This window comes from Amycolatopsis sp. NPDC039088, from assembly GCF_055598845.1.
This window is the reverse complement of the sequence record NZ_JBVKAE010000038.1, coordinates 47,468-55,769: the sequence shown is the minus strand read 5'-3', so window position 1 is coordinate 55,769 and position 8,302 is coordinate 47,468. Positions and strand designations below refer to the sequence as shown.

Here is an 8,302-nt window from a genome sequence, read left to right as displayed (position 1 = left end):
TTTGTTTTTTTTTTTTGGTTGGTTTTTTTTTGGTTTTCCCCCCCCCCCCCCCCCCCCCCCCCCCCCCCCCTTTCCCCCCCCCCCCCCCCGCGGCCCCGAAGGGGCCGCCTTGATAGATAAAAGAAACTCTGAACACAACACCACGGCACGCCCGAAAAATGCCGGTCAGACGCACTGTGTCCCGGGTGGATGCTGGACGCTTCGGTCTCACTGATCCTTGACCTCGCCACTGCTGGGCCGCGAGTCGCGTGTCTACTGTGCGGGGAGGTTCCATTCGGTGAATTGGACGTGCATTGTGTCGCGGTAGTTGTAGTCGTCGATGAGGACGGCGGCGACATTGCCTGTCCGGCTTTGCAGGCAGTACCAGTTCCCGGGCTCGACGGCGTCTTCGCTTGCGTTCACGTCTATGTCCTTGGTGAACTCGTCTTTGCACCCCTCGGCAGTGGCGGACCTGAAGACTCGCTTCATCTTTCCGCTCGCGGCGCTCACGCTCTGGTGCAGTCCACCGGGAAAGGAGAAGTCCGGGTTGGCGATGCCTTTGCCCGCAGTGCCGCTGGCGAAACTCAGGGATTCGCCCTCTTTGATGGTCACGCCGCCTTGCCGGACAACGGCAGGCGCGGCCGGCTGGGGCGTAGACGCGTTAGGAGCGCTCGGCGGAGTCGTCGAGACAGGCGGGGTCGCTGACGGAGGTGCGTTAGTTGTGGTGCCGGTGGTGGTGGCTGACCCGTCGCAGCGGGATACGGTGATGCCGACAGCGGCAAGCCCTGCGAGCAGTGTGCCGATCGCCGCGATCCACTTGTGCCCCTCGGACATTTTCGATGGCTTGTCCGGCACGCTCACGTTCAGGTCCCCACTCTCCGTCGCCGTTCCCATCCGTCGAGCGACACTCTACGACGAACAGCGGGACCAACACGGGGCCTTGGGGATTTCGGGAACACGGGGCGCGCGCGGGCGGTGTTCGTCAGTGTCCGGCCGTGGCCTCTGGAGCTGATCTGTTTGCGTCCGGGAACGGTGTTTCGGTGGCGTGTGCGCGGTTTGGCGGTAAGAAGGTCCGGTCGTGTCAGCGAGGGCCTGGAGGGTGGAGCGTCGTGGACGGGATGGGCACGTTTTGGCTTGGGTTGGCGCTGTCGGTGCCGATCGCGATTGCAGTGAACCTCGCGACTCCGTTGATGCAGAAAGGGCTCGCGGGAGCGAATTCGAGGTAGCGAGCAAAACGGAACGCGAAAAGCGAACGAGCGCGGAAGCTTGCGGAGGCGTTGTCTGACGACCCGGAACAGCTTCACGCGTTCACAGCCTCGCTGACCGCGAGGGCGAACCGCCTTCACCTTCAAGCATTGGCTTTGGCGGCTATCGCTACCGCTGGAGCGACCCTTGTCTTGCAGATGAAGGAAGTTCCCCCCGCTGTCGAAGTTGTCATGCTGGCGTTAATGCTGTTGTGCGCGTTGCTATCTCAGCAATCGTTCGTCATTTCATCTCGACTCACATCAAAAAGAGAACGCGTCTTTCAGTTGATGCGGGAGAAGAAGGGTTGGGAGATGTGGTAGCAGGCCGAGACCCGTCGGCTATCTCGACCCACAGCCCTGCCCTGCACGGGTTCCGTCCTGACGCTTAAGCGTCAACTTGACACTTAAGCGTCAAACATAGGGCACCACGCCTTCGGGTGACACTCGACCGCTGTTTGCGCTGGTAGCGTCGACTACTCACTGTAGAGCTGCGCGAGGGTGGGTTTCGGCGATGATACGCAAAGTGGTCCGGTTCTACGAGCTGCGAGCGGAGAAGAAGATCGGTAACGGGACCCGGACGGACCCGGTGTCGAACGACTTCTGGTTGAGAATGGCCAAGCACGTGGAGGCGCTGCCTGCGGCGGATCGACAGATCAACATCCGTGGACGCACCACGCACGGGGAGAGCCGCACCGGTAAGCAGCCCGCGGCCCGCTACTTCTATATCGCTGGGGTGCGTGAGCGCGCGGAGTGGCCTGACAGTCTCAGCAATGCGACGGGCGTCGTGGGTGATCTGGAGCCCCAGGACCAGGACGCGGTGCTGGTAGAGCCGACCTATGTCGTCCCGTTCGGGGCGTCGAATCAGATCGCGGTCCTCACGATGTCGGCGGCGTCACCGCGTGTGACCGCGCTCGAATCCTGGTTTTCATCGATGCTGGACCCCAACGGGGTCGTGCACAACTACACCCTCGTGCCGATCATCAACTCCCGCGTCTCGGAGCGGTTGGCCGATGCCCAGGGGGCGACGATCCTGCGGGTGAAGGTCGAGCCGGATGTGGATGTCCCGGAGACGGGCGGCGGGCGGATCGGCGCGGCGGCGCGGGCAGCGAAGCGGGTCTCGACCGAGACCGACATCGAACTGGGCTGGACTCTGGGGCGTCGCTCGGGGCATGAGGACACGAAGACGACGCTCCTGGAAGGGGCTCGTTGGGTGCGGGAGGACTTCGTGAAGAGCGCCGAGGTGAGCTTGGAGATCGCTGACGGCGATGATCTCAAACGCGTCCAGTATGACCTGATCAAGGAGCAGTTCACCTCGACGCAGAAGTTCGACATCCAGCGTGACGAGAGGCCATCGGAAGTGTCGGTCCTGACTGGTATGAACAACGCCATCGAGGTCTTCCGGAAGGAGTTCTCGTAGCCGGTTGGTCCGCGTGGCCCAGCTGAGGCGGGATGACCTTGGGAGGGGCCGTGGAGCAGGCGAGGAGCGCCGTCGAGGAACGCAAGGTTGGCCGGCTGCGTTCACTCTACGCAGCAGCGAGAAGGGTGTGCTCGAATCATCCGCTGTGGGTCGCGCTCGCGCTGGCGGTCGGCGTCGCCGCACACGGTGTGTTGACCATTTGGTGGCGGTTTCTGGATCCGTACAAGAATCTGGCGTCGGATGCGAACACGGGGACCGCGGTCACCCTGTATCTGGGGGCTGCCGCTGCGGCGGCGATCGTCGCCGGGTTCGCGGGTGTGGTCATCGTGTTCACGATCGGGTCGGAGGCTCGGCGTATCCGGTTTTTCCGGTTCGAGTCGGGCAAGCCGTTGCAACGCGCGTGGCTGGCGGTGGTGGCTGAGCCGTTCGCGGCGACGCTGCTGGGGTTGGTCGCGGCGATGGTCCAGGTCACCTCGGGTAAACGGGTCGCGCCGTGGCTGTTCGAGCTTGGGCTCGTTCTGCTCGTGCACGGTGCCACGTTGTTGTTGTGGCTGCTGCGGGAGTTGGTGGAGATCGTCTACGCCAACGATGCCGAGGCCGACACGAAAGACCGCGAAATCCCCGCAGACACACTCTTTCCCGTCGTGAACTCAGACAAGCTCGCGGGGTCGGGCTCGGTGAAGCAGCCGAAGCGGCGAGGTAGGGCTAGGTAGTCACGGCGAACTCGTCCAGGATCGGCCACGATCCGGTCATCGTCGCGTTCGGGGATATCTGTCGTTCGATCGTTTCCCCTGGCCATGGTGGGGTTTCGCTGTTCGCATCATTCGGTTACCGGCTTCTTCTGTTCGCCAGCGGCTTGTTACCTACGAGTGTGCCTCAACCCTCTCCACTGGGGGTGACCGATCCGCTACGGTGATATGCGCCGCTGATCGGCCTAACCGATCAGGGAGCGATAGGTCGCACCGATCACGCACGCATTGACGAGGGGTCAACAGGGGCATGGGCGAGGGTGGGTTCTTCGATAGAGCGTCCGAGATGGCGATAGACGCGGCCGCTGCCGGGGCTGCGGGGCTCAACGAGACGATAGGAAAGCTGGGGCACCGCGCCGAGTTAGCCGCTAACGACACGACCACTACAGCCGGTCAAGGATTCACCCTCAGCCTCGATCAAGCTCGCGCGGCGCTCGAAGACGTGAACGGGTTCCTTACCAAACTGGGTCAGATGAAAACGGACGCCCGGGACCTTAGGCAACTTAAACCTCCCGCGCAAGATGTTGTGAGCGTGGAATACAACGGGAAGCTGACCGAGGGACTTCTAGGTTCCATCACCCCGTGGAGCACTAACGCGGCGGCGTTCGACAAAGCAGTTAAACAGATTGACGACGAGATTCGATATCTTGACACTCTGCGCGAGAAACTACATCAAGCACTAGGCATAACCGCCGAAAACGAATCAAATACCAAGACGGCAACCAATAACGTGGGCGCGGGTGCCGAGACTCAAGGGGGCATGGCTGGATGATGACGAAGGCAGCGAAATTTGGAGCATTTGCGGCAGGGGTCACCGTGCTATTGGCGGCGTGCTCCACAGGCGGCACGGCCAACACCCCAAGCCCGACCCCTTCCGACATTCCCGCCCCTTCCTCCAGTCCTAGCGCTGCGTTGCCGTATGCTGGTGCTCCGAAGGTAAACAATCCTCTTCCCGCTTCGGTGCTGTCCGGTGATCCCTGCACGACCGCGCTCACCCCCGCACAAGTGAAACAGGCAATCGGGATTGAAGTGTCGGGTAAGTCAAGCAACCTTGGTGGAATCGGTCAAAAATGCGCATGGGCCAACGAAAGTACCTTAGGTCAGATCATCGTCGGCTTTGTCACCGAAACCCACGCAGGACTCAGTGGAGTTTACGAAAATACCCGACCGAAGAGTCAGGTGTGGCGGCCTTTGCCTGATATCCAAGGATTCCCAGCTGTGGCGCACTCGGATAACACCGACCGAGACTGTGCTGTCTCGGTCGGCCTCGCAGACGATCTTTCTATTGATGTCAACGGTTTTCTTGGTGACGGCAAGCGGGGTAAGGCTGATTCGTGTGAGGTGACCGCGCAGATGGCCGGGCTCGTGGTGTCTACGCTGAAGCAGCGGGCGGGGGCGTGACACGGTGAGCCTGTGGGACGACGCGCGGAACCTGGTCACCAAGGCCGTGCACACGGTCGAGGGTGGCGTGAAGGCCGGTCTTAACGCCGCTGCGGAATGGGTCGGCGGTGTGTTCGGTGGTGGCGGCAACAGCGGCCGGTTAGGGCGGGTCACCTCCATTGATGAGGCGGTCAAGGCGATGCTTGCTGGGTCGAGCGAGCAGTGGCACACCGGGGCGCGGACCGCATCGAAGTTGGCTGAGGATCACCGGGCGTTGTCGTCGGAAGTGCTCGCGTTCGCGGGAAAGTTCGAGTCCGCGTGGACCGGGCACGCTTCGGACGCGGCGCAGGCTCGGATGAAGAAACTGAGTTCCGCGCTGACTGTCACCAGTGACACGCTCGCTGACAACAGCGGCAACGTGACCAACGTGGCAAGCCACTTTGACAGCACACAGAAAAAGCTAGTCCCGTTGCCGGAGAAGCCGCCGGAAAAGAGTTTCATGGATTCGTTTCTGCCGTGGAACACCGACACCGAAAAAGCGGTCGGTGACTACAACCATGCCTCCAGACAGAACGCGGAAGCGTACGACTCCTATGCCACCAGCACCCGCACGCAAGCGAAGCTGTTAACTGGCGACTACGGCACGCTCGGCGAGTTCGACGCTGGAGACGTCACCCTCGCCCCCGGTCCCGGAACACCGGACGCGAAACGCGGCTCGGTGAAGGGGTTCGGCGCTGACCGCTCCGACCGCGACACCGGATCGGGACCAGTGGCCCCGCCCTCGTCGGGACCTGCACCGGTAACGCCGGGACCGTCCCCGAGCGCGGGACCAGGCGAGCACACCGCTACTCCTGCCCCTGTACAGCACCCAGCAGCGCACGAGGAAACCACCACCTCCGGGTGGACACCACCCGCGACCAACACCGGCCCTAGCGTGCCGAACCCCGGCATTCCGTCCGTGGGTGTTCCCACTGGACCCGACACGCGCGCGGCGAACCCGTATATCGGGGGCGGGTGGAATCCCGGCGCGGTGCCCGGCAGTGGACCGGGTGCGGGCGGACGGCTTCCGGGCGGCAGTGGCCCCGGTAGCGGGACTGGTGGCGCTCCGGGCGCGGGACGGCAAACGGGGATGCGCGGCATGCCCGGTGAACCCGGCGCGGTCGGTGGCTCGGGGTCCTCGCGCGCTGGTGGTCGTCCCGGTGGCACCCCCGGCATGATGCCTCCGGCTGGGGCGCGGGGTAAGGGTGAGGAGGACCGCGAACGGCAACGTAAGTATGTCCAAGATGACGACGCGTTGTTCACCGAAAAGGGAGACAAGCTGGTCGACCCGGAGACTGGGTATCCAGCGGTGCCGCCGACCATCGGCAAGTGATTTCTGTCCTGGTCCCCGTCGGGTAGTGCCCCTCTGTCGAGTCCATCACCGTAAAGGCGTGCCCGTGAGTGTGCTTGAACGCGCGGTAGTTCTTCCCCGCCAAGGGTTTCTTGTCGCATGGTCGATGATTGACCTACCTGACCCGCACCCGATCATCGGCACCGATCGGCACCTGTGGACCGATGACGAGAGCACCCGCGCGCTCCACGAGGAAACCCTGAAACTGTTGGTAGAGAAGGGGTTAGCGCGGGGCGGCAGGCTCAACCCGCTCTGGATCAAAACGCTAACTCTGATGGCCACCCCAGCCAGGGAGTTCTACGCGTTCAGCCAGTACCGCGACGACTCCCACGGCGCGGTCCTGGTCGCCGCGAACGACACCGACGGGCTACGTGTCATCGCGGACCCCCAAGCGGTGATCATCGAACCCATCCCCGCGACCCGACTAGCAACCGCATTATTTGATTCGCTGCCGCCGATCGACCCGGCCGGGGTGCGGGCGGTCTCGATGACCCGGGCGGAAGCGGAGACCGGGCCAGCACACCCCGACGACCCGTTAGCCGAAGCCCCCGACACCCGCGACTACGACGAGCTAATCTCCGTACTGCGTGCGCCGCGTGACGCCGCGCACCAACTGTATGCCGCACGCCTGCGCGACGGGGAGCGCGTCCGGTCGAGCCCCATCACCGCGCTAGACCTGACCGGGCGGGGGCGGGTGCTGACCTACGCCACCGGCGACGACCGGGTAGTGATGTGCCCGGCCACCTTCCGAGACTCGATTCTCACCCTGAATGACACCCTCGACGGACTGCGCTAACCCACCTTCACGGGGGCTGTGTCGGGTCGTCGGGTTCACGGTCGGGCCAATGCCAACCAGGCGGGAGCCGCGAGGCGTGCAAGGGCTCGGGTTCTAAGCGGGGTTCGAGGGGCTGGCCGGCTTGACGCTTAAGTGTCAAGCCGGCTGCCGCGGATTCCGTGGCGTCCTCACCGTCACCTTCAGCGCTGTCGTCTTGGTCAGGCTCGGTGGCGATGCGTTCGGCGATTTGTGCAACTGTGGGCCGCTGAGCGTCGCGTCTGATGCGGCGACGGCGGCGGTAGTCGTAGACGGCGAGAAATACGGCGTAGGCCGCGACGGGTGCGAGGATCACTCCGGCGCTGACCAGCATCCGGCCAATGTCCACTCGTCGCCCTTCTGCCGGTGTGGAGTGGCAACCCACGAGCGGCGCTGGGGTCGCGGCGCTCTCTCGCCCTTCTGTCCCCGCTTTTTCTCCGGTGATCGATCCGGAGGCGTGCGGGCCTGGTTGGGCGGAGCGTTCGCGCGGGGCCTGGCGCGGCTCGTGGGCTGCCTGGTCCGACCGCCGCAGGCCGGACCACATGCCGGGCGGGACGTTGCGAGAACCACCCGGCATGTGGCAACGATGGCCGTGGGCAGGTGGGCGCGGGGAGACGGCGCGAAGGGTTCAGCTTGTGATGTGGTCGAGCCGATCATGTGGTGATCGGCTCGACTGGTCACAGCTCGCGCCGATGCTGCGCGTTGGCGCGCCTACGGTCGATGATGTCGACCGCAGTAAGGGCTCCCTCCCCAAGTTTCACTAGCTGTTCCCGCGTGAGGGCCGTACTGGTCCAGCGTCCGGCTTTGACATCGGAAATTTCGATCTCGCCGTGTAGGTCGGCTGTCACAGTGCACCGAATGTGGGGCGAGTCCAGAACGGTGATGACTTCTACGCGCACCCGGTCACTCATTGGCCCTCGCTCGTTGGCCAGGTACCTAGTGCTCGGTCGAGCAGTGCTCTGGCTTCGGTAGCGGCTTCCTTGCTCAGAACCAACAATGCGCCTACATCAGTCATTTGGCCACCGAAGCGGAATTCGACCACATCGGTGAACACGCGCATATATTCCGGCACAAACCTCTCAAATTTCAGTGAATTCTCACTTTGGACTGCGTTCAAGGACCCGAATCTCCTTACGCTTAGCAGTTAAACGAGTGCGCAGCGCCACCTTCGAAAAGTAAGGATTCCCGCTTTGCCTACCCGTTTTTACGGCGTGTCGCTTATTGCTATTTTCACTAAGCAGTCCATGCGAGCGAAAGGTGCAAATCAGCCGACAACATCCATAGAATAGGTGCAAATCCACCCTAAGTCATTCGCCCATGATGATGAATGAT

At 63.2% G+C, this 8,302-nt stretch carries 8 protein-coding genes; 6 read left to right on the top strand and 2 right to left on the bottom strand.

Annotation, left to right across the window (positions count from 1 at the left end):
- Positions 1 to 252: 252 nt before the first annotated feature.
- Positions 253 to 840, bottom strand: a complete 588-nt coding sequence (locus ACZ7KI_RS35440) for a hypothetical protein (protein ID WP_470277386.1) — start codon at positions 838 to 840, stop codon at positions 253 to 255.
- 969 nt (positions 841 to 1,809) lie between these two features.
- Here ACZ7KI_RS35440 and ACZ7KI_RS35435 point away from each other — a divergent pair.
- From ACZ7KI_RS35435 to ACZ7KI_RS35410, 6 genes are all read left to right on the top strand, one after another.
- Positions 1,810 to 2,640 carry a hypothetical protein gene (locus tag ACZ7KI_RS35435; protein WP_470277385.1) on the top strand — a complete coding sequence of 277 codons (831 nt, stop codon included), beginning with the start codon at positions 1,810 to 1,812 and terminating at the stop codon, positions 2,638 to 2,640.
- Positions 2,641 to 2,690: 50 nt separating this feature from the next.
- Positions 2,691 to 3,353 carry a hypothetical protein gene (locus ACZ7KI_RS35430; RefSeq protein ID WP_470277384.1) on the top strand — a complete coding sequence of 221 codons (663 nt, stop codon included), beginning with the start codon at positions 2,691 to 2,693 and terminating at the stop codon, positions 3,351 to 3,353.
- A gap of 322 nt (positions 3,354 to 3,675) precedes the next feature.
- Positions 3,676 to 4,161: a hypothetical protein gene (locus ACZ7KI_RS35425; protein ID WP_470277383.1), complete on the top strand. Its 486-nt coding sequence runs from the start codon at positions 3,676 to 3,678 to the stop codon at positions 4,159 to 4,161.
- Positions 4,158 to 4,790: a DUF3558 domain-containing protein gene (locus ACZ7KI_RS35420; RefSeq protein ID WP_470277382.1), complete on the top strand. Its 633-nt coding sequence runs from the start codon at positions 4,158 to 4,160 to the stop codon at positions 4,788 to 4,790. Before ACZ7KI_RS35425 ends, ACZ7KI_RS35420 begins: the two co-directional genes overlap by 4 nt.
- Positions 4,791 to 4,836: 46 nt before the next feature.
- A complete protein-coding gene (locus tag ACZ7KI_RS35415) occupies positions 4,837 to 6,141 on the top strand; it encodes a WXG100 family type VII secretion target (protein ID WP_470277381.1) in 1,305 nt (434 codons plus the stop codon).
- Positions 6,142 to 6,205: 64 nt separating this feature from the next.
- Positions 6,206 to 6,955, top strand: a complete 750-nt coding sequence (locus ACZ7KI_RS35410; RefSeq protein ID WP_470277380.1) for an ESX secretion-associated protein EspG — start codon at positions 6,206 to 6,208, stop codon at positions 6,953 to 6,955.
- A 922-nt stretch (positions 6,956 to 7,877) separates the two neighbouring features.
- On the opposite strand, the gene ACZ7KI_RS35405 is transcribed toward ACZ7KI_RS35410, so the two are convergent.
- Positions 7,878 to 8,087 (bottom strand): hypothetical protein, encoded by a 210-nt coding sequence (locus ACZ7KI_RS35405; RefSeq protein WP_470277379.1) that lies wholly within the window; start codon positions 8,085 to 8,087, stop codon positions 7,878 to 7,880.
- Positions 8,088 to 8,302 lie beyond the last annotated feature (215 nt).